General features: G+C 71.1%; 17 protein-coding genes and 3 pseudogenes. 5 read left to right on the plus strand and 15 right to left on the minus strand.

All coding sequences use genetic code 11. The features are described 5' to 3' along the window. Positions 1 to 480 (minus strand): annotated as a pseudogene (locus ACFYXM_RS35430) (hypothetical protein); the annotation flags it as partial. Positions 481 to 1158: 678 nt separating this feature from the next. Between ACFYXM_RS35430 and ACFYXM_RS35435 the strand changes: the two are divergent. Together ACFYXM_RS35435 and ACFYXM_RS35440 are read left to right on the plus strand one after the other, a co-directional pair. Further along, entirely contained in the window at positions 1159 to 1515 is a 357-nt protein-coding gene (locus ACFYXM_RS35435; protein WP_389295769.1) for a hypothetical protein, read from the plus strand. 38 nt (positions 1516 to 1553) lie between these two features. Next, complete coding sequence (locus ACFYXM_RS35440) at positions 1554 to 2123, plus strand: hypothetical protein (RefSeq protein WP_389295771.1); 570 nt, start codon at positions 1554 to 1556, stop codon at positions 2121 to 2123. Between the two features lie 101 nt (positions 2124 to 2224). Here the strand turns inward: ACFYXM_RS35440 and hemB are convergent, their stop codons facing one another. From hemB to ACFYXM_RS35470, 6 genes are all read right to left on the minus strand, one after another. Next, on the minus strand, positions 2225 to 3223 hold the full coding sequence (hemB, locus tag ACFYXM_RS35445; protein WP_389295773.1) for a porphobilinogen synthase: 999 nt from the start codon (positions 3221 to 3223) through the stop codon (positions 2225 to 2227). 182 nt (positions 3224 to 3405) lie between these two features. Continuing rightward, positions 3406 to 5079, minus strand: coding sequence for a uroporphyrinogen-III synthase (locus ACFYXM_RS35450; protein WP_389295774.1), 1674 nt, complete (start codon positions 5077 to 5079; stop codon positions 3406 to 3408). Beyond that, the gene (hemC, locus tag ACFYXM_RS35455) at positions 5076 to 6062 is read right to left on the minus strand and encodes a hydroxymethylbilane synthase (RefSeq protein WP_389295776.1); all 987 of its coding nucleotides are present in this window, start codon (positions 6060 to 6062) and stop codon (positions 5076 to 5078) included. The genes ACFYXM_RS35450 and hemC overlap by 4 nt, the downstream gene beginning before the upstream one ends. Continuing rightward, positions 6059 to 7462 carry a glutamyl-tRNA reductase gene (locus ACFYXM_RS35460; protein ID WP_389295777.1) on the minus strand — a complete coding sequence of 468 codons (1404 nt, stop codon included), beginning with the start codon at positions 7460 to 7462 and terminating at the stop codon, positions 6059 to 6061. Before ACFYXM_RS35460 ends, hemC begins: the two co-directional genes overlap by 4 nt. Beyond that, a complete protein-coding gene (locus tag ACFYXM_RS35465; RefSeq protein ID WP_389295779.1) occupies positions 7459 to 8277 on the minus strand; it encodes a redox-sensing transcriptional repressor Rex in 819 nt (272 codons plus the stop codon). The genes ACFYXM_RS35460 and ACFYXM_RS35465 overlap by 4 nt, the downstream gene beginning before the upstream one ends. A gap of 272 nt (positions 8278 to 8549) precedes the next feature. Continuing rightward, positions 8550 to 8825 (minus strand): glutaredoxin family protein, encoded by a 276-nt coding sequence (locus ACFYXM_RS35470; RefSeq protein ID WP_073787230.1) that lies wholly within the window; start codon positions 8823 to 8825, stop codon positions 8550 to 8552. A gap of 216 nt (positions 8826 to 9041) precedes the next feature. Here ACFYXM_RS35470 and ACFYXM_RS35475 point away from each other — a divergent pair, with 216 nt between their 5' ends. The 3 genes from ACFYXM_RS35475 (at position 9042) to ACFYXM_RS35485 (ending at position 12953) form a co-directional block, all read left to right on the plus strand. After that, on the plus strand, positions 9042 to 10169 hold the full coding sequence (locus ACFYXM_RS35475; RefSeq protein WP_389295780.1) for an HAD family hydrolase: 1128 nt from the start codon (positions 9042 to 9044) through the stop codon (positions 10167 to 10169). Between the two features lie 423 nt (positions 10170 to 10592). After that, the gene (locus tag ACFYXM_RS35480; protein ID WP_389295782.1) at positions 10593 to 11369 is read left to right on the plus strand and encodes an ECF subfamily RNA polymerase sigma factor, BldN family; all 777 of its coding nucleotides are present in this window, start codon (positions 10593 to 10595) and stop codon (positions 11367 to 11369) included. A 390-nt stretch (positions 11370 to 11759) separates the two neighbouring features. Then, the gene (locus ACFYXM_RS35485) at positions 11760 to 12953 is read left to right on the plus strand and encodes a DUF5667 domain-containing protein (protein ID WP_389295784.1); all 1194 of its coding nucleotides are present in this window, start codon (positions 11760 to 11762) and stop codon (positions 12951 to 12953) included. 128 nt (positions 12954 to 13081) lie between these two features. Here ACFYXM_RS35485 and ACFYXM_RS35490 read toward each other — a convergent pair whose 3' ends face one another. From ACFYXM_RS35490 to ACFYXM_RS35525, 8 genes and pseudogenes are all read right to left on the minus strand, one after another. Continuing rightward, the gene (locus ACFYXM_RS35490; protein WP_389295786.1) at positions 13082 to 14113 is read right to left on the minus strand and encodes a lysophospholipid acyltransferase family protein; all 1032 of its coding nucleotides are present in this window, start codon (positions 14111 to 14113) and stop codon (positions 13082 to 13084) included. A 40-nt stretch (positions 14114 to 14153) separates the two neighbouring features. After that, positions 14154 to 15254 carry an NAD-dependent epimerase/dehydratase family protein gene (locus tag ACFYXM_RS35495; RefSeq protein ID WP_389295788.1) on the minus strand — a complete coding sequence of 367 codons (1101 nt, stop codon included), beginning with the start codon at positions 15252 to 15254 and terminating at the stop codon, positions 14154 to 14156. A gap of 183 nt (positions 15255 to 15437) precedes the next feature. Continuing rightward, on the minus strand, positions 15438 to 15536 hold the full coding sequence (locus tag ACFYXM_RS35500) for a 30S ribosomal protein bS22 (RefSeq protein ID WP_003948845.1): 99 nt from the start codon (positions 15534 to 15536) through the stop codon (positions 15438 to 15440). A gap of 151 nt (positions 15537 to 15687) precedes the next feature. Continuing rightward, the gene (locus ACFYXM_RS35505; protein WP_014046653.1) at positions 15688 to 15900 is read right to left on the minus strand and encodes a helix-turn-helix domain-containing protein; all 213 of its coding nucleotides are present in this window, start codon (positions 15898 to 15900) and stop codon (positions 15688 to 15690) included. A gap of 128 nt (positions 15901 to 16028) precedes the next feature. Next, positions 16029 to 16843 (minus strand): annotated as a pseudogene (locus ACFYXM_RS35510) (phosphatase). Positions 16844 to 16966: 123 nt separating this feature from the next. Beyond that, positions 16967 to 18139 (minus strand): acetoin utilization protein AcuC, encoded by a 1173-nt coding sequence (locus ACFYXM_RS35515; protein ID WP_389295790.1) that lies wholly within the window; start codon positions 18137 to 18139, stop codon positions 16967 to 16969. Beyond that, positions 18108 to 18996, minus strand: a pseudogene (locus tag ACFYXM_RS35520) (MFS transporter). Before ACFYXM_RS35520 ends, ACFYXM_RS35515 begins: the two are co-directional and overlap by 32 nt. 54 nt (positions 18997 to 19050) lie before the next feature. Continuing rightward, on the minus strand, positions 19051 to 19695 hold the full coding sequence (locus tag ACFYXM_RS35525; RefSeq protein ID WP_389295791.1) for an HAD family hydrolase: 645 nt from the start codon (positions 19693 to 19695) through the stop codon (positions 19051 to 19053). Positions 19696 to 19809: the final 114 nt, after the last annotated feature.

A 19809-nucleotide genomic window follows, 5' to 3' on the forward strand; every position in this document is an offset into this window, starting at 1 on the left:
GTACGCGAGCGAGTACGCGTCCGTGTACTCCTCCGTCGTCTTCGCCGGAGCGTACGAGTGGCGGTAGTCGCACTTGTCGGTGAGACCGTCGCGCTTACCGTCCCTGGCGCCCTTGGCCTTGCCCTCGGCGGCATCGTTGAGCCCCGAAGGCGGCGTGGTGGTCGCCTCATCGCTGCAGTAGGTGTCGTAGTTCGTCCGGTACGCGAGCGAGTACGCGTCCGTGTACTCCTCCGTCGTCTTCGCCGGAGCGTACGAGTGGCGAAGGTCGCACTTGTCGGTGAGACCGTCGCGCTTACCGTCCCTGGCGCCCTTGGCCTTGCCCTCGGCGGCATCGTCCATGGGGAAACGCGCGACATCGGAGGCTGTCGTTGCCGAGGTTTCCGTGGTGGCGGCCGCGGCCTGCGACATCGCCGCCGGCGAGAGGGCCACGGCTGCTGCGACGAGGGGGCTCGCCAGAGCGATGATGTGCTTTGCACGCATAGCTATCCCCTTTCTCGAGGTCAATACGCGTGGATGGTGCCTCGGACCTGGCCGGACGCAGACGAATGCGGTCGCGAGCCAGGGAATGGCTTCTGCACTGTGTGTTGTGCACTGGGCACCATGAGAGGGCCGGTGGATTCCGGCTTCCGAACGCCAATTGCGCTGCATGCCTGCAACTGCGCAGCTTTGACGCCTTCAACTCGAAGGTAGCGAGCCGGGTCCGATATGTCCACCTATGCGGAAATACGCCCGGGATCCGTTGGGGCCGGGGCGTGGAGGGCCCGCACTGCGACGGGTGGCGCGTCCATGGGCCGACCGGGGATCTCACGTTTGGTGGCACAGCGGTCGACCCGATGCCGCCGGGGCAGTAAGAGGCATTCGCGCAGGTCAGCGCGTACTCCCGCCGCACGGACAACAAAAAAAGAAATCGCCCTCAGGTTTCCGGTATTCGATTCGGGCGAGAAAAACCTCACTGACTTTCGCGTTTCGCTTCTTTTTCGCCTTCCCGGGCGGGGTTATCGCCCGGCGGGTGCGGACCTGACGCGGGGGGCGCGTCGGCCCCCCGGCCCGCACTCCCCGGCCCGCGCCTTCTGCCCGCGCATCCCGTCCGTTCACCCGGCGCCGCACTGAGTACCCGCACTCATGTGCCCCACGAGGAAGCCGCGTTGACTCGTACGCATGACCGGGAACCTCATGGACGACATCACCGCGCCCCGCCCGCCGCGCACCTGGATCGCCTCGCTGCTCTCCACGGTCGTGACGCTTCCGCTGGCGTGCGTCGCGCTGATGTACGCCGGGCTCTCGCCCATGGCCTGCGACCCCTGCAACGGAGCCGAGGCCCACCGGTTCGACGCGAGCTTCGAGCCTGCGTGGACGGTGTTCACCTGCGGTCTGGTGCTGGCGCTGTTCACCCTGGTGGCGAGCTGGGTCCTCTGGCGGCGCAGGCCGCCCGCCGGTCTCGCCCTCGCGGTCGCCGCCCCCGGTGTCGTGCTCCTCGCGACGCTGGTGTTCACGGCCATGGTCGACTGGCCCTGACAGAGCCGGATTCCCGAAGCCTGGAAGGACCCCGCCCCATGCCGCAGCCCGCGAGTGATCTCCACCTCCTCGTCGAGGGGTTCCGCGCCCTGCCCGCGGACGACGACCGCCGACGGGCGATCGTCGCCGGACTGGGCACCGACGACACCGCCGTCCAGGCCGCGCCCTTCCTCGCATCCGTCGTCGCCGACCCGCACGAGTACGACCTGGCCCGGGTGGAGGCCGCCACGATCCTGCGCCTGTGGCCCCCGTCCGATCCCGTCACCGCCCGGACGGTCGCCCGGTCTCTGCTGGCCGCGCTCGACGACCTGGACGAGGACCTGGTCCGCCAGTACGCGGTTCATGCGCTCGGCTCCTACGCCGACGACCCGGCCGTGCACAAGACCCTGGCCGCCGCCGTGCTGGACAGCGGCACGGGCGACGACGGCGAAGGCGACGACGGCGAAGACGTCCTGGTCCGCTACAACGCCCTCGCCGCCCTCGAAGAGGCGGGCCCGAGCGACGCCCGCGCCGACGTGCTGCGCGCCCTCGCCCAGGATCCCGAACTCGGCTGCTCGGCGGCCCGCGTCCTCACGGCCTGGGGCCGCGCCCTCGACGACCCGGCGTAGGCGGCGCGGCCCGATCCCGCCCCCGCCCCGTACTCCAGGAACTCGTTCGCGGCGCCAGGCACCCGTGCCCAGTGGCGCTCGTCCCCCGCCGCGCGGAACGGTCAGCGACCGCCCAGCCGCTGCGCGACCTCCGTCGCCCAGTACGTCAGGATCATCTGCGCACCGGCCCTGCGGATGCCGGTCAGGCTCTCCAGGATCGCCGCGTCCCGGTCGATCCAGCCCTTCTCGGCGGCGGCCTCGATCATCGCGTACTCGCCGCTGATCTGGTACGCGGCGATCGGCACGTCCACCGCGTCGGCGAACTTCGCCAGGATGTCGAGGTACGGACCGGCCGGCTTGACCATGACCATGTCGGCGCCCTCTTCCAGGTCGAGCGCCAGCTCGCGCAGGGACTCGCGGGTGTTCGCCGGGTCCTGCTGGTACGTCTTGCGGTCGCCCTTCAGCGACGAGCCGACCGCCTCGCGGAACGGCCCGTAGAACGCCGAGGCGTACTTCGCGGTGTACGCGAGGATCGACACGTCCTCGTGGCCCGTCTGGTCCAGCGCGTCCCGGATCACCCCGACCTGGCCGTCCATCATGCCGCTGGGGCCGACCACGTGGGCGCCCGCGTCGGCCTGGACCTGAGCCATCTCCGCGTACCGCTCCAGCGTCGCGTCGTTGTCGACCCGGCCGTCTGCGGTCAGCACACCGCAGTGACCGTGGTCGGTGTACTCGTCCAGGCACAGGTCCGACATGACGACGAGGTCGTCACCGACCTCCTCGCGCACCGCCCGCAGAGCGACCTGGAGGATGCCGTCCGGGTCGGTGCCCGCCGTGCCCCGGGCGTCCTTCTTCTCGTCCGCCGGGACACCGAAGAGCATGATCCCGGAGACGCCCGCCGACACCGCCTCGGCGGCGGCCTTCCGCAGCGTGTCCAGGGTGTGCTGGTACACCCCCGGCATGGTCGAGATCGGGACGGGCGCGTCGACGCCCTCGCGTACGAAAGCAGGCAGGATCAGGTCCGCCGCGTCGAGCCGTGTCTCGGCGACCATGCGCCGCATCGCCGGGGTCGTCCGCAGCCGCCGGGGGCGGGAGCCGGGGAAGTTTCCGTACACAGTCATGCCTTGAGACTAGACCCGTACACATCACCGGTTTACCGACAGCTGTACCGGAAAAACCAGCGGCATCCCCGCCGGTCGGAGCCCCCCGGAAACGCCGCGAGCGCCGGGAACGGCGACGGGCGGCCCGGCCGCCGAAGCAGCCGGACCGCCCGGTCCGCATGCGTGTCGCGTATCTGTACGCGTCAGGTCGTCGTCGAACGGCGCCGCCGCGCCCCCGGACGCCGCTCGCTCGGCCGCGTCACCGGGTCACCGGCCTCCTTCGCCGCCTCCCGGCGCCGCGCGCCGAACTCGGCGAGGGCCTCGGCCAGCTTGTGCACCGAGGGTTCCGGCGACAGCACGTCGACGCGGAGCCCGTGCTCCTCCGCGGTCTTCGCCGTCGCCGGGCCGATGCACGCGATGACCGTGACGTTGTGCGGCTTGCCCGCGATGCCGACGAGGTTCCGGACGGTCGACGACGAGGTGAACAGGACCGCGTCGAACCCGCCACCCTTGATCGCCTCACGCGTCTCGGCCGGCGGCGGCGAGGCGCGGACCGTGCGGTACGCGGTGACGTCGTCGACCTCCCAGCCCAGCTCGATGAGGCCCGCCACCAGCGTCTCGGTGGCGATGTCGGCGCGCGGCAGGAAGACCCGGTCGATCGGGTCGAAGACCGGGTCGTACGGCGGCCAGTCCTCCAGCAGACCTGCGGCGGACTGCTCACCGGAGGGCACCAGGTCCGGCTTCACACCGAAGTCGACGAGCGCGGCGGCGGTCTGCTCGCCGACGGCCGCGACCTTGATCCCGGCGAAGGCACGGGCGTCGAGCCCGTACTCCTCGAACTTCTCCCGGACGGCCTTCACGGCGTTGACGCTGGTGAAGGCGATCCACTCGTACCGGCCCGTGACCAGGCCCTTGACCGCGCGCTCCATCTGCTGCGGGGTGCGCGGCGGCTCGACGGCGATCGTCGGGACCTCGTGCGGCACGGCACCGTACGAACGAAGCTGGTCGGAGAGCGACGCCGCCTGCTCCTTGGTCCGCGGAACGAGCACCTTCCAGCCGAACAGCGGCTTGGACTCGAACCACGCGAGCTGGTCGCGCTGGGCGGCGGAGCTGCGCTCACCGACCACGGCTATGACGGGGCGGTGCCCCTCCGGCGACGGCAACACCTTCGCCTGCTTCAGGACCTGCGCGATCGTGCCGAGGGTCGCCGTCCAGGTGCGCTGGCGGGTCGTCGTACCGGCCACCGTCACGGTCAGCGGGGTGTCGGGCTTGCGGCCCGCCGCGACCAGCTCACCGGCGGCCGCGGCCACCGAGTCGAGCGTCGTCGAGATGACGGCCGTGGCGTCGCTCGCGCCGACCTCGCCCCAGCAGCGGTCCGAGGCGGTACGGGCGTCCACGAACCGGACGTCCGCGCCCTGCGCGTCCCGAAGCGGCACACCGGCGTACGCGGGCACACCCACGACCTCGGCGATGCCCGGCACGACCTCGAAGGGGATACCGGCGGCGGCGCAGGCCAGCATCTCGGCACCGGCGTCCGCGTCCAGCCCCGGATCGCCCGGGACCGCACGGACCACCCGCTTGCCGCCCTTCGCTGCCTCCATGACAAGATTGACCGCATCCCTGAGAACGGGGACACCGGCGGCGGTTGACTGTGCGTCAACAACCGTCAGCTCGGGTGCGCTTACGCCTGCCCGCGCATGGCAGCGAACGACACCGAGAACGTCCGGCTCGGCGACAAGGACGTCCGCGCTCGCAAGCGCCTCGACGGCGCGCAGGGTCAGCAGTCCCGGATCGCCGGGACCAGCACCCAGGAAGGTGACGTGCCCGTGGGCGGACACGGCCGGAAAGTCGGATGCGGCGGGGCCGGTGGGGCTCAAAGTGCTCGCTCCCCGATAAGACCGGCCGCACCCTTGGCGAGCATCTCGGCCGCGAGCTCGCGACCGAGGGCCGCCGCGTCGTCCTGCGACGTGGGAACGGGACCGGTGGTGGACATCTGCACCAGCGAGGAACCGTCGGTGGAACCGACGACACCGCGCAGGCGCAGTTCGTTGACAGCCTGTCCGTCGGCCCGGAGGTCGGCCAGCGCACCCACGGGTGCGGAACAACCGGCCTCCAGGGCGGCGAGCAGGGCACGCTCGGCGGTCACGGCGGCCCGGGTGTACGGGTCGTCGAGCTCTCCGAGCGCGGCGACGAGGTCGGCGCTGCCGGCAGCGCACTCGATCGCCAGTGCTCCCTGGCCGGGAGCGGGCAGGACGGTGTCGGGCGACAGGAAGTCGGTCGCCTCACCGGTCCGGCCGAGGCGGCTGAGCCCGGCCGCGGCGAGTACCACCGCGTCCAGCTCCCCGCTTCGTACAAATCCGATACGCGTGTCGACGTTGCCCCGGATCGGCACCGTCTCGATGTCGAGGCCGTGGCTGCGGGCGTACGCGTTGAGCTGCGCCATGCGGCGCGGCGAGCCGGTGCCGATGCGGGCACCGGACGGCAGCTGCCCGAGGGTCAGCCCGTCCCGCGCCACCAGTACGTCGCGCGGGTCCTCGCGCACCGGTACGGCGGCCAGGACGAGGCCCTCGTGCGGGGTGGTCGGCAGGTCCTTGAGCGAGTGGACGGCGAAGTCCACGTCGCCGCGCAGCAGCGCCTCGCGCAGCGCGGCGACGAACACGCCGGTGCCGCCGATCTGCGAGAGGTGCTCGCGGGAGACGTCGCCGTACGTGGTGACCTCGACGAGCTCGACGGCCCGCCCGGTCACCTCGCTGACCGCCTCGGCGACCAGGCCGGACTGCGCCATGGCGAGCTTGCTGCGCCGGGTGCCCAGCCTCAGCGGCTTGGCGGCATCCGTGCCCAGGGGTGAGTTGTCGGTCATGACCGCCCTCGATTCGGGTCGTTCAGGTCTGCCCGGGAGACGGCGGCGACCGTCTGCGGGTCGAGGTCGAAGAGTTCTCGGAGCGCGTCGGCGTACCCGGCGCCGCCGGGCTCGCTGGCGAGCTGCTTGACCCGCACGGTGGGCGCGTGCAGGAGCTTGTCGACGACGCGGCGCACGGTCTGCGTGATCTCGGCGCGCTGCTTCGTGTCCAGGCCGGGGAGGCGCCCGTCGAGCCGGGCGATCTCGCCCGCGACCACGTCGGCGGCCATCGCGCGCAGCGCGACGACGGTCGGGGTGATGTGGGCGGCCCGCTGGGCGGCGCCGAATGCGGCCACCTCGTCGGCGACGATGGTGCGCACCTGGTCCACGTCGGAGGCCATCGGGGCGTCCGCGGACGCCTCGGCGAGCGACTCGATGTCGACGAGGCGCACCCCGTCGAGGTGGCCGGCGGCGCCGTCGATGTCGCGCGGCATGGCGAGGTCGAGCAGGGCGAGGCGGACGGGGCCGTCGTTCCGGGCGGGCGCGGTCTTCCCGGCGGACACCTCGCGGACCGGCTCGTGGGGCAGGCCGAGCGCCCCGGCGACGACCTCGGCGGTCAGCACCAGGCCCGTCGCACCGGTGCACGAGACGACGATGTCGGCACGTGTCAGTTCGTCGGGGACCGCGGCCATCTCCACGGCGCGGGCGGCCACTCCGGTGCCGCCGGGCTGGCCCAGGATCTCGACGAGCCGGTCGGCACGGGCCCGGGTCCGGTTGGCGACGGCGATCTCGGCGACACCGGCACGGGCCAGGGTGGCGGCGGCCAGCGAGGACATCGATCCGGCGCCGATCACCAGGGCGCGCTTGCCCCGGGCCCACTCGGCGACGTCCTCGCCCGCCGCGAGCTGTTCGAGACCGAAGGTGACGAGCGACTGCCCGGCCCGGTCGATCCCGGTCTCGCTGTGGGCGCGCTTGCCGACCCGCAGCGCCTGCTGGAACAGGTCGTTCAGCAGCCGTCCCGCGGTGTGGAGCTCCTGGCCCCGCGCCAGCGCGTCCTTGATCTGGCCGAGGATCTGGCCCTCGCCGACGACCATCGAGTCCAGCCCGCACGCCACCGAGAAGAGGTGGTGGACGGCCCGGTCCTCGTAGTGCACATAGAGATACGGAGTGAGCTCGTCCAGACCCACGCCGCTGTGCTGGGCGAGGAGGCTGGACAGCTCGGCGACGCCCGCGTGGAACTTGTCCACGTCGGCGTACAGCTCGATGCGGTTACAGGTGGCCAGTGCCGTGGCCTCGGCCGCGGGCTCCGCGGCGAGCGCGTCCTGGAGGAGCTTGGCCTGTGTCTCACCGGCCAGCGAGGCCCGCTCCAGTACGGAGACGGGGGCGCTGCGGTGGCTCAGCCCTACGACGAGAAGACTCATGCCGGCATCACGGCGGGCATGTCCCCGTCAGGTCCCTTACGGCCTTCGGCGACCGGACGCACCGGCGCCTCCTCCGCGTCCGGCACGGCCGGCACGGACACGTCCTGGGCGACCCCGGCGGCGCTCTGGCCGACTCCGGCCTCACCGGTGTCCTCGACCGACTTGCGCTGCTCGTGGAAGGCGAGGATCTGGAGCTCGATGGAAAGGTCCACCTTGCGGACGTCGACGCCGTCGGGCACGGAGAGCACCGTCGGCGCGAAGTTCAGGATGGAGGTGACGCCCGCGGCGACGAGCCGGTCGCAGACCTGCTGCGCGGCACCGGCCGGGGTCGAGATGACACCGATCGACACCCCGTTGTCCCGGACGATCGTCTCCAGGTCGTCGGCGTGCTGCACGGGAATCCCCGCGACGGGCGTCCCGGCCATCGCGGGATCGGCGTCGATCAGGGCGGCGACCCGGAAACCGCGGGAGGCGAAACCGCCGTAGTTGGCGAGTGCGGCGCCGAGGTTACCGATACCGACGATCACGACCGGCCAGTCCTGGGTCAGCCCGAGCTCGCGGGAGATCTGGTAGACGAGGTACTCGACGTCGTACCCGACCCCGCGCGTCCCGTAGGAGCCGAGGTAGCTGAAGTCCTTGCGGAGCTTGGCGGAGTTGACCCCCGCCGCCGAGGCGAGTTCCTCGGACGAGACCGTGGGGACCGAGCGCTCGGAGAGCGCGGTCAACGCGCGCAGATACAGCGGAAGCCGGGCGACGGTGGCCTCGGGAATCCCTCGGCTACGGGTCGCCGGTCGGTGAGTTCGGCCAGTTGCCACGGTGCTCCTGCGGTATGAGCGGGGCTCCAGGCGGCCGTATTTCGCATGACCGCCCCGTCGAATGCAGGCTATGTCTTTGTGAACGTGTGCACAAAGATTGTGTCCGTTTTGTCCGGTCAACGTGACCGGGGTCACGAACTTTCGTCGCGCAATCCCGGAACCGGGAACCACGTCAAACCGTTGCAGACCCGAAGGGGGCAAAGCGGCACACACTCCTCACTACCACTCCCCCGAGACCACTCAAAACGCCCATGATGGTAACCGGGTTTCACTCACGAACCCAGCGCGTCGCGCAGCCTCCCCGGGTCCACCCGCCAGAACGTGTGCTGCTCGCCGTCGATCAGGACGACCGGGATCTGCTCCCAGTACGCGCGGTGCAGCGCCTCGTCCTGCGTGATGTCCTTCTCCTCCCAGGAAGCGCCGGTCTGCGCGCACACCTCCCGCACCACCTCCCTCGCGTCGTCGCAGAGGTGACACCCCGGCTTGCCCACGAGGGTCACCGTCCGGTCGGCGGGGTTCTTCTTCGTACGTCGGAACATGGCGCTCATGCCCTCATTCTGCGCCGCACCACGAGGCGTTCCCGCCCGGCATGCCGTCCGGCGCCCGCCCCCTGCCCCGCCCGCGAGATCTCCGGAGCGCGGACCACACCCCCGCCCGGCTTCTTCGCCTCTTCGCCGCTCCTTCGACAAAGCGACGACCAAGAGTTCACGGCACGGCATCCCGGCAGGTCGGGAAGGGCCCGAGCACATGGCTATGCTCACGGCATGGCCGCTCTTGGATGGCTCACACCCCGTAGACGCCCCGCGACAGCACGGAGCGTGCTGGCAGGCGAGGCCGCAGCCGAGGCTGCGCGGAAGTCCGCCCTGCGCAGCGAACACCCCGACGACGACCGGCCCTCCGCAACCGCCGCCCGCGAAGCCGCCGGATCCCCCGGAGCCGCCGAGGCCCCCGAGGCCCGGGAAACCGGCCGCGCGAAGACGGCGAAGCCCACGAAGAACGCGAGGGCCGCCGAGCCGAAGAAGGACTCGGAGAGGGAGAAGGAGAAGGAGAAGGGAAAGGGGAAGGAGAAAGGGGCGGACAGGGAGAAGAAGCCCGAGGAACCCACCTTCCCCGTCGCCGGTGACGACCGGGCCGCCGCCTTCTTCGACCTGGACAACACCGTCATGCAGGGCGCGGCCCTGTTCCACTTCGGCCGCGGCCTGTACAAGCGCAAGTTCTTCCAGCGCCGCGAACTGACCCGCTTCGCCTGGCAGCAGGCATGGTTCAGGCTGGCCGGCGTCGAGGACCCGGATCACATGCAGGACGCCCGCGACAGCGCCCTGTCCATCGTCAAGGGCCACCGCGTCTCCGAGCTGATGGCGATCGGCGAGGAGATCTACGACGAATACATGGCCGACCGCATCTGGCCCGGCACCCGCGCCCTCGCCCAGGCCCACCTGGACGCCGGTCAACGGGTCTGGCTGGTCACCGCCGCCCCCGTCGAGACGGCCACGATCATCGCCCGCCGACTCGGCCTGACCGGCGCGCTCGGCACGGTCGCCGAGTCCATCGACGGCGTCTACACCGGCCGCCTGGTCGGCGAACCGCTGCACGGACCCGCGAAGGCCGAGGCGGTCCGCGCCCTGGCCGCCGCCGAGGGCCTCGACCTCGACCGCTGCGCCGCGTACAGCGACTCGCACAACGACATCCCGATGCTCTCCCTGGTCGGCCACCCGTACGCGATCAATCCGGACGCCAAGCTCCGCAAGTACGCCCGCGCCCACGACTGGCGACTGCGGGACTACCGGACGGGCCGCAAGGCGGCCAGGGTCGGCATCCCCGCCGCGGCCGGGGTCGGCGCCCTCGCGGGAGGCACGGCCGCCGCCGTCGCGCTGCACCGTCGCCGCCGCTGACACACCGACGCGTCCGGCCGGCCGCCCCGCCGTTCACCGGACCGCCCACCGATCGCACAGTCGTTCGCCGCCCGTCGAGCCGCCACCACCCGCCGGGCGGAGCCCGGTCGCGCCCGGACACGACACGATCGGGACTCCCTGCCCACCGGTCGCCCCGACCAGTCGACACACCCCCACTCAGCCACGCCCGGTTCCCCTCGCAGGCAAATCACGAAGTAATCCGATCAATAACCGGTCACGATGTGCTACTTGATACGTCGATTAGTCGCTACAGAAGCGACGTAATCGGTGATTTGAGCAACTGGGTGTAGCACTGTCTGCACGAAGCGTTATTCTCCTCAGACGCATTCCGAACCCCTGACTCACTACGACGAGTGAGGGTTTCGCACTGCACGTGATGGAAGCTCTGCCTCTGGGAGTCCCGTGTACCCACACGTCGGGGTTGACGCCTCGGGCCTGGCTACGCTGCGCGCATCGGTCGCCAACCGCTTGCGCGGCTTCGTCCCCACCGCGTACGCCGTACCCGCATTCGCCGCCCCCGCGCCAGTCGGCCCTTGCTACGCCATGGCCGAACGCGGTGCGGCGGTCGGAAGACGCGGCAGCCGCGGCGCAACAACCACGTCCACCGTCCGCCGTCCCACCGCCGACAGCGACAGCGCGCGCATGATGGAGCTCGTCGAGCGCGCGCAGGCCGGCGAGGCCGAAGCCTTCGGCCGCCTGTACGACCAGTACAGCGACACCGTCTACCGCTACATCTACTACCGCGTGGGCGGCAAGGCCACGGCGGAGGACCTCACCAGTGAGACCTTCCTGCGCGCCCTGCGCCGCATCTCGACGTTCACCTGGCAGGGCCGCGACTTCGGCGCCTGGCTGGTCACGATCGCCCGCAACCTCGTCGCCGACCACTTCAAGTCCAGCCGCTTCCGCCTGGAGGTGACCACCGGCGAGATGCTCGACGCGAACGAGGTCGAGCGCAGCCCGGAGGACTCCGTCCTGGAATCCCTCTCCAACGCCGCACTGCTCCAGGCCGTACGGCGGCTCAACCCCCAGCAGCAGGAGTGCGTGACCCTGCGCTTCCTGCAGGGCCTCTCGGTCGCCGAGACCGCCCGTGTCATGGGGAAGAACGAGGGCGCGATCAAGACCCTGCAGTACCGCGCCGTCCGCACCCTGGCCCGCCTCCTGCCGGACGACGCCCGCTGACCCTCCCTTCCGAACACCCTTCCCCGACCGGCCGCACAGCCCCGATCGAGCCGTCCCCACCGCACCGCCACGGCCCCGCCGTCCCGCACGGAGCCTCCCGATCACCGACCCGCCCCACCCGGCCGGTCCCGGCCCGATCAGCCCCTCGTCCGGCCGCGCGCCCGGCTCGGCCGACCCGCCGACGTCACGCCTGGCGATACCTTCCTCACACAAAGTCCGGTCACTCTTCTTGCGTAACCCAAGTGCCGCGCCCCTCGTTGTGTCGGTTGCAGGCCCCCTGTCGTCACCCATGTCCGCTGACACTCACTCATTCGTGTGGAAGCGCTCAAGGTGTACAACCTTCCTGACACCCAGGGGAGTCGACCGTCATGACGAGAGGAGGTGCCGCCAGTGATCGCAAACGTTTCGGCGCACCGGCGGGCGAACGCCTTCGCCCAGGCCCTGGAGGAGCAGCCGCCCCGCGACGAGGCGGCCGCACAGCCCGAGGAAGCGGCCGAACAGGCCGACCACGGGCCGCTGTTGGCCCTGGCGAACGGCCTCGGTGAGCTACCGCGGCCGGAGTTGGATCCCGAAGTCAAAGTGGTGCAGCGAGCCCAGCTCGTCGCCGCCATGGAGGCCATGTTCGCCGAGGGCGGCGCGTCCGCGGGCCCTACGGTGCCCGAGCAGCGCACGAAGGGTGCCCATCGGGCCTCCGCGCTCCGGAAACTGCGTCCGCGTTCGCGCTGGTCGAAGGGGCTCGCGGCCGGCGGGCTCACCGTCGGTGTCGCGGCGGGGGCCTTCGGCGGAGTGGCCGCTGCCAGTTCCGATGCCCTGCCGGGTGATTCGCTGTACGGGCTCAAGCGCGGCATGGAGGACATCCATCTCGGGCTGGCCAGCGGCGACACCGACCGCGGCGAGGTCTACCTCGACCAGGCGTCGACCAGGCTGAGCGAAGCCCGCCGCCTGATGGAGCGCGCCCGTTCCGGCGACCTCGACCACGAACAGCTCGGTGAGATCCGGCGCACGCTCAACGGCATGACGCACGACGCCACCGAGGGCCACCGCCTGCTCCGCGCGGCCTATCAGCGGGACGGCGCCATCGGCCCGATCCAGACCCTGGATTCCTTCTCCCGCTCGCACCGCGGGAGCTGGAGCAGCCTGCGCGACCGGCTGCCGCTGCAGCTGACCGATGTCGGCAACCAGGTCAGCTCGGTGTTCGACGCCATAGACGAGGAGGTCGGACCGCTGCAGTCGCTGCTGCCCCGCGGCCCGGAACGGAGCGACGACACGAAGCGGTCCGACATCGGGGAACGGGACACGGCCCCGTCCCGTACGGGCGGGACCAGGCCCTCCGCGCCGGACGTCCCCCACGACCGTACGAGCGACGGCGCCACGCCACGCCCGACCGACGGTTCCGGCAGCGCCACCTCCGAGGGCCTGCTCTCCGGTGGCACGGACGGACTGTTCGGCACCCAGCCCCCGCGCACCGACCCGTCCACCGGCGGCCGGATCATCCCGCCGCCGTCCCCGGACGTGACGCTGCCCCCGCTCCTCCCCGGGCTGCTCCCGGGTCTGGGCATCGACAGCGAGCGCGTGGACGAGTGACCCGTCCCTCACCCCTCGATCACCGGCCGTCCCGAGCTGGTCCGGAGATCGAGGGGTGAGCCGCCGTAAGGACCCTTCGACAGGATCCGGCGAAGGCATCCTGTCGAAGGACCTGGCGGGAGAACCCGTCAGAAGAACACCGACCTCCGCTGCACCAGCAGCTTGTACAGGGTGTGCTGGATCCGCTCGCGCACCTGATCGGTCAGGTTGAACATCAGCATCGGGTCGTCCGCCGCCTCCATCGGATACCCGCTCGTGGAGATCGGTTTTCCGAACTGGATCGTCCACTTCGTCGGCAGCGGCACCGCCCCCAGCGGGCCCAGCCAGGGGAACGTCGGCGTGATCGGGAAGTACGGGAACCCGAGCAGCCGGGCCAGCGTCCGGGAGTTGCCGAGCATCGGATAGATCTCCTCCGCGCCCACGATCGAGCACGGAACGATCGGCACCCCCGCCCGCAACGCCGTGGAGACGAAACCGCCCCGGCCGAAGCGCTGAAGCTTGTACCGCTCGCCGAACGGCTTGCCGATGCCCTTGAAGCCCTCCGGCATCACCCCGACGATCTCGCCCCGGCCCAGCAGCCGCTCCGCGTCCTCCGTGCACGCCAGCGTGTGACCGGCCTTGCGGGCCAGCTCGCTCACCACGGGCAGCACGAAGACGAGATCGGCGGCGAGCAGCCGCAGATGCCGCCCCGCCGGGTGGTTGTCGTGCACGGCCACCTGGAGCATCAGCGCGTCGAGCGGCAGCGTGCCGGAGTGGTTGGACACGATGAGCGCGCCCCCGTCCGACGGGATGTTCTCGATGCCCCGCACCTCGACCCGGAAGTACTTCTCGTACAACGGCCGCAGCATCGACATGAGGACCTGGTCGGTCAGCTCCTCGTCGTACCCGAACTCGTCGACCTCGTACTCGCCGGTGACCCGCCGCCGCAGGAACGCGAGCCCGGCGGCGATCCGCCGCTCCCAGCCGTCACCGGTCTCCGGGGCCTGCCCGGACCCGCCGGGCTCCTCCCGCGGCGGCTCGGCGTCCTGCTGCCCCGGAAGGGCGCTGACGGCCGCGGTGCCGACCCCGGGGCCCGCGGTGGACCTGCGCCGCGCGGAGCGCGGTGGGCCGCCCGCCCGCGAACGGTCGTCGTCGAACGGAATGACCTTGGCGTCCGCCATCGTCGATGCGCTCCTCTGTTGCCTGCCGGTGCCGGGGGTTCTACTGCCTGCCGGCGCTGGGGGTCGGGGACGTGCCGCCCGCCCCGGTGATCCGCGGCGCCTCGCCCGCCACCCCGGTGAACGGTGCGGCGGCCAGCCTGTCGAGCGCCCGTCCCACCGCCTCCGGCGGCAGCAGACCGGGGCCCTGACCGCGCGCGAACTCCGCGAACGTCTCCGCGGTGGTGAACGCCGGGTGGAACCCCAGGGTCTCGCGCATCTGGACGGTCGACACCACCCGCCCGTGGGTCAGCAGCCGGATCTGCTCCGGCGAGAAGTCCGTCATACCGACCCGGCGCAGCGCCTGGCCGACCCAGGTGACGGCGGGCAGCAGCAGCGGCATCGTCGGCCGTCCGAGCCGCCGGGCGCACTGCGAGAGCAGCAGCACCCCGTCCCCGGCGATGTTGAAGGTGCCGCTGTTCAGCGTCCCGCGCCTCGGATCCCGCGAGGCGATGCCCAGGACGTCGAGGACATCGTCCTCGTGCACGAACTGGAGTCTCGGGTCGTACCCGAACACCGTCGGCAGGACGGGCAGCGACAGATAGTCGGCGAGCGGCGAATCCGCCTCCGGTCCGAGGATGTTCGCGAACCTGAGCACGCACACGGCGACATCCGGCCTACGGCGCGCGAAGCCCCGAACGTACCCCTCGACCTCCACCACGTCCTTCGCGAACCCGCCGCTGGGCAGCGACTTGGGCGGGGTCGTCTCGCTGAAGACCGCCGGATCGCGGGGCGCGGAACCGTACACGTTCGTACTGGACTTGACCACCAGCCGCCGCACGCGCGGGGCCTTCTGGCAGGCCCCCAGCAGCTGCATCGTGCCGATGACGTTGGTCTCCTTGACCGCGGTCCGGCCTCCCGTACCGGCCGACTTCGCGGAGACGTCCAGATGGACGACCGTGTCGACCGCGTGCTCCGCGAGCACCCTCGCGATGGTGGGCCGACGGATGTCCGCCACCACGAACCGGGCGTCGCCCAGCGAGTGCCCGGGCGCGACGGCGTCGACGGCGATCACCCGGTCCACCTCCGGATCACGCTGGATGCGCCGCACGAAACGGCCGCCCAGCTGCCGGGCCGCTCCCGTGACCAGCACGACCTTCCCCAAGATCAGCGCCTTCCGTCGAAAGGTTCTACCTGGCCGTCACCGTAGCGGGTGGACGTCGCCCCGCGACGACCTCGCGGCGGGCTTCCTCCGACTCTTGGCCCGAATGCGGGTACCTCTCCACAACGCGCCGCAGCCCTCCCGCCATTTCGGCGGGAGGGCTGCGGAATCACGAACCGCGTTCGCTTACTTCTTGTTGCGACGCTGAACGCGCGTGCGCTTGAGCAGCTTGCGGTGCTTCTTCTTGGCCATCCGCTTACGCCGCTTCTTGATAACAGAGCCCACGACTACCCTCGCTCACTTCTCGGAACATCCCCACGCCAGCGGGGATCCGTGCGGGGCGTCTGGGCCCACACGACCTACGTCGGCCTAGCCTACCCGCCACCACGTGAGGGACGTAATCCGAGGCGAATATCAGGTGGACTCCGCCCCGGTATCAGGCGGATTCCACCCCCACGAAGGACTCGCGGAGATACTCGTGAACCGCTTGCTCCGGAACCCGGAAGGACCTGCCCACCCGGATCGCCGGCAGATGACCGCTGTGCACCAAACGGTACACGGTCATCTTCGACACCCTCATGACCGAGGCGACTTCCGCCACGGTCAGAAACTTGACCTCGTTCAGAGGCCTTTCGCTGCCAGCAGCCATGACCCACCTGTACCTTCCGCACGAGACGCGCACCGGCTTCCCCTCCGGTGACTCTTCGTCGTTGTGCGCTCACTCCCCAGATTAGGGGCGGGTGATGCGAGTGGGGAAGAGGAGAGGTGACCGGCCGCCTACTGTGACAGACACGCCCGATTGAGTACATAGCGAGTGAGCGGCAGGCAGGAGGCGGACCGCACGGCGTCGTCGAGCGGCACGACGACCGACACCCGCCCCTCGGCCTCCCCGACGAACAGCGCGGGGTCGTCCGTGTCCGCCGGCCCGATCGCCTCGATGCCCAGCTGACCTGCCCCGCAGACCCATCCGTGGTCCCCCACGACCAGCCCGGGAAGCCGCCCACTGCCCACCACCGCCGCCTCCAGGGCGATCCGTACCGGCAGCGGCGAGTGGGTGTGTGCGCCGGTGCCGTCACCGGGACTCCGTGCGCCCGGCTCACGCACCATCGCGCCCCCTCGTACGTAATCGAGGCGGCACGTACGTACGCCGAACCGGGTCGTTATGTCGATACATCGCCCCTGCGCGGGGGTGAGGACGGGACATCCCGCCGCCTACACGGCGTCTGCCGGCACTGCGTAGAAACCGAGCAGCCGATGCGGGTGCCCGGTCCCGACAACACCGGCGACCGTCGCGACGCGGCCTCCGGCAGCCGCCCGGCGAACGCCTCCAGCCCCGCCAGGGTCCGCTCGGGATCGATCACGTCGGGGCCCGAGACGAAGGCCGGGTCGTCAGGGACCCCGCACTTGTCGGCCATCAGACGAAGAGGTTCGGGCTCGTCCCAGTCCCCCTCGGGGGCAAGGCCGGGCGTCATGCGGGGATCACGGGCCGCGAAGAGCCGATAGCTCCGCAGGCTCGCCTCCCGCGTCGTGGCCACGGGTCCGGCCAGCCGGGCCCTCAGCAGATGCGCACGCAGCGCACCGGTGCTCAACACCCCGCCGATGCTTCCCCAGCCACCCGAACGGAGGGCCAAAAGCCGGGCGACGCCCCACGGTTGGCGTAACGGATTTCGGCGCGTACGAGAACTCCAGTGCCCGCGACACGGAACGACGGGGTCTCAGGCCAGCAGCCCCCGCAGCGGGAACGCCGCCCGCCGGGTCGCCAGCACCGCCTGGTCGAGCCGGTCCGCAGGGTCGTACCCCTCCTCCCACGGCTTCCAGGAGGGAGCGCGCCCGTCCGTCATCCGGGCCGGCCCCAACCGCCGTGTCCGCGCGTAGACCTCGTCCCGCCACGAGGACGGGATCACCGAATCGGGATCCACCGGCGTGTGTGCGGCGATCCCCACCAGATGCGCCCAGGACCGCGGCACCACGTCGACCACCTCGTACCCGCCACCGCCGAGCGCGATCCAGCGCCCGTCCTCCGCATGGGCATGGGCGAGGTCGTGACAGGCCGCCATCACGGCGCGCTGGGCGTCCAGCGACACCGCGAAGTGGGCGAGCGGGTCCTCGAAGTGCGTGTCGGCCCCGTGCTGGGTCACCAGGACCTGCGGCCGGAAGTCCGCCAGCAGTTCCGGCACCACCGCGTGGAACGCCCGCAGCCATCCCGCGTCGCCCGTGCCGGCGGGCAGCGCCACGTTCACCGCGCTGCCCTCGCCCGCCCCGATACCGGTCTCCTGAGGCCAGCCGGTCTGCGGGAAGAGGGTGCGCGGGTGCTCGTGCAGCGACACGGTCAGGACCCTCGGGTCCTCTCCGAACGCCGCCTGCACCCCGTCGCCGTGGTGCACGTCGACGTCCACGTACGCGATCCGTTCGGCGCCCAGTTCCAGCATCCGCGCGATGGCGAGCGCCGCGTCGTTGTAGACGCAGAACCCGGCCGCGCCGCCCGGCATGGCGTGGTGCAGCCCGCCGGTGAAGTTCACCGCGTGCGCGGTGTCGCCGCGCCACACGGCCTCGGCCGCGGCCACCGACTGCCCGGCGATCAGCGCCGACGCCTCGTGCATCCCCCGGAACGCGGGGTCGTCGACCGTCCCGAGCCCGTAGCGCTGATCGGCCCGCTCCGGATCGGCGGAGGCCGCGCGCACGGCCGCCACGTAGTCCTCGCGGTGCACCAGGCGCAGGGTCGAGTCCCCGGCGGGCCTGCCCGCGACCACGTCCACGGCGCGGTCGAGTCCCAACGCCCGCACCAGCCCCATCGTCAGGGCGAGTCGCACGGGGTCCATCGGGTGGCCTTCCCCGAAGTCGTACCCCGTGACTGCGTCATCCCACATCAGCTGTGTCCGGCCGCTCATGCCCGCCACCGTATCGGGCACGCGGCGCGTCGAACGACTTGGCGTACGCGAGCGTCGCGAGCACCAGCACCATCGGCACCAGCATCGCCCCGCGGTAGCTCCACGCGTCCCCCAGCACCCCCACGAGCGGCGAACCGATCAGGAAGCCCACATAGTTGAAGACGTTGAGCCGCGCGATGGCCGTCTCGCTCGCGCCGGGGAACATCCGCCCGGCGGCGACGAACGTCTGCGGCATGACCACGCACAGCCCGAACCCCAGCATCGTGAACCCGAGCATCCCGACCCACGCCCCGTCGGCCGCCGCGACCACGGCGAACCCGGCGGCCGACGAAAGCGGCGGGCAGCAGCACGACGACGGCCGGGAGGTACGACATCAGCAGCGAGAGGTCCCGTGCGCCCCGGCCCACGCCATCGATGCCCCGGCAATCCCGCCCAGGCTGTACGCGGCATGGAACCCGAGCATGATGGAACGCCCGTACGCCCGCTGGAGGCTCACCCCGATCATGTTCATGGAGGCGTCGAGCGCCCCGACGGCGAGCCCGAACACCCCGAGCGCGAGCGCCGCTTCCCACAGCGCGTCACCGGCCCCGGCGGCGACCAGCGCGAGCATCACCACGGGCTGCGCCCACCTGAGTACGACGCCCGGCCACACCCGCGCGACCACCTTCTCGGTGATCACACTGCCCACACCGGCGAGGATCGGCACCGCGGCCAGAAACGCCGGCAGCAGTCCGTCGGATCCCGTACCGGTCCTGGATCGCGGGTATCCGTGTCACGAGCAGAGCGAACGTCACTCCCTGCGCGAAGAAGCTCAGCGTGAGGGAGGCCCTGCCGTGCCGCAGGCACGCATCTGTCATGGCCACATTCATGGCGGCGAGCGTAGGACCGGCTTCTACCCGTGGGTAGAGAGATCACACGAGCTTTTCCCGCAGTTGGCTCATGTCGGAGAAGAAGCCCGTCACCCCGGTGAGCCGGTCCGCCGGCATCATCGACGTGAACCCGTACACGTCCATCCCCGCGGCCTTCGCCGCCTGCACACCGAGCGGGCTGTCCTCGATGACGACGCACCGCTCGGGGGCAACGCCCATCCGTTCGGCGGCATACAGGAACAGGTCCGGCGCCGGCTTGCCGCGCCCGACGTCGTCCACGCTGAAGATCCAGTCCTCTTCGAACCACTGGTCCAGCCCGGTCTTGAGGTGCCCGACCCTGATCCGCTCGTGGCTCCCGGACGACGCCACGCAGTAGGCCACCCCGTCGGCGACGAGCCCCGCCAGCACGTCCTCGACGCCCGGCACCGGCACCAACTCCTGGCGGAACGCCGCGAAAACGCGTGAGTGAAACGTCTCGTCGAAGTCGTCGGGCAGCTTCCCGCCCGTTCTCTCCTCGACGAGATCGTGCACGCGGTGCACGGCGGCCCCCATGTAGTCCCGAAGGCTTTCCTGGTACGAGGTGGGGTGGCCGAGTTCGGTGAGGTACTCGGCCAGGATCGTGTTGGAGATCGGCTCGCTGTCCACGAGCACCCCGTCGTTGTCGAAGATGACCAGTTCGTAGCGCATGGTCCGAGACTAGACGCTCTGAACGCGAGAAAGCCCCGCACCACAAGGGTGCGGGGCTTCCCCACAAAAACTGTTCGGCGGCGACCTACTCTCCCACAGGGTCCCCCCTGCAGT

Source organism: Streptomyces sp. NPDC002476, from assembly GCF_042889785.1.
In the GTDB taxonomy this organism is placed as follows: domain Bacteria; phylum Actinomycetota; class Actinomycetes; order Streptomycetales; family Streptomycetaceae; genus Streptomyces.